The 1,574-nt window shown below is 33.2% G+C and carries 1 protein-coding gene; it reads right to left on the bottom strand.

Annotated features, from left to right (window positions below; genetic code table 11):
• Window positions 1-303 precede the first annotated feature (303 nt).
• A complete protein-coding gene (locus KPL55_RS25610) occupies window positions 304-1,521 on the bottom strand; it encodes an IS256 family transposase (RefSeq protein ID WP_216309573.1) in 1,218 nt (405 codons plus the stop codon).
• Between the last annotated feature and the right edge of the window lie 53 nt (window positions 1,522-1,574).

The following is a 1,574-nucleotide window of genomic DNA, read 5'->3' as shown; positions in this document are numbered from 1 at the left end:
GAGGGTGTAAATTATTTTGTGTATTCTCTTTCTTTAAGCAAAATAATTGGACTATTTAATTTTAAAAATATGTCATTAAAGTAGATAAAAGTTGTTACTTTATCATTACTTCTTAGTATATTATTCCCATTTTTTATTATCAATATACTTTCTAACTAGTAGATTACTAGTGTTCTGATAAATAATTTGACCAGATATTAGTGGATTATACATGAACGGGCGACCTCTGGGTGGTCCGTTTTACTTATTTAGCAGGATAAATAAAGCGATTGATCTTAGGGGTTCAGGGGCGGAGTCCCAAAGCTACGCTCCTTCATTTAAGATTTCACTAAACAGTATGTTGAGTTGGCAAATAACAAGATCCCAGTTTGGATATATTCTATTCCATTTCTTACTTACCTTTTCAGTTGCCAAATATAGCATCTTCATAAGACTCTCATCGTTGGGAAATATAAGCTTTGTCTTAGTAACTTTTCTAAATTGACTGTTGAGGCTTTCTATAGCATTTGTAGTATAAATAATTCTACGAATATAATCTGGGAATATAAAGAAAGTTATAAGATTATCCCAATTATCTTCCCAACTTTTTATTGCATTTGGATATTTACTACCCCATTTTTCTTTAGCAATATTTAAATTTTCTAGTGCAAGATCCTCATTTACGGCTCCATAAACGGCTTTCAAATCCTTTGCAAATGCCTTCTTATCTTTATGTGGTATATACTTCATACTCGCTCTTAATTGATGAATTATGCAACGTTGTATCTTTGCAAAAGGATATACCGCACCTATTGCTTCCTTAAATCCACTTAGGCCATCGACACAGAATACCAAAACGTTCTTAAGGCCTCTGTTTCTAAGGTCGTTAAGCACGGAGAGCCAAAACTTACTGCTTTCATTTGCACCTATCCATATGCCAAGTACTTCTTTTTCACCATCCATATTTACACCTAGCACAACGTAAGCTGCTTTAATTATAATATGCTTATCGTCACGAACTTTATAGTGTATAGCGTCCATAAAAACAAAAGAATATGTTTTTTCAAGTGGTCTATTTTGCCATTCGGTAACAAGAGGCATAATCCTGTTTGTTATATTAGAAACCATTTCAGCAGATAACTCAACATCATATAGATTCTTTACTTGCTCTGATATGTCTCTTGTAGTCATCCCAGCTGCATAAAGAGCCATTATCTTCTCCTCAATACCGGTGATATTTCTTTGATATTTAGGCAAGATTTTAGACTCAAATTCACCATTTCTATCACGGGGTATATTGAGTTCTACTGCGCCAAGTTCGGACTTCACAGTCTTTTTAGAGTAACCATTTCTACTGTTTAGAGTTCGTTTTTCAGATATATCATACTTGTCATATCCAAGTTGTGAATCCATTTCTGCTTCTAATGTTTCCTGAAGAATGTCTTTAAACATACTCTTCATAGCAGTTAAAACCTCGGTTGGACTTGTAAACTTTTGCTCGTTGATATAATCTCTTAAAATTTCTTTTGATATGTTTGACATAAAAATACTCCTCCTTACAATCTTTGATAATCACTTATCTCAATTATTGCCAA

The sequence above is a fragment of the Clostridium lacusfryxellense genome, from assembly GCF_018861735.1.
Classification (GTDB): Bacteria; Bacillota; Clostridia; order Clostridiales; family Clostridiaceae; genus Clostridium_AD; species Clostridium_AD lacusfryxellense.
The sequence above is the reverse complement of the archived record's forward strand: the minus strand, read 5'-3'. Positions and strand labels throughout refer to the sequence as shown.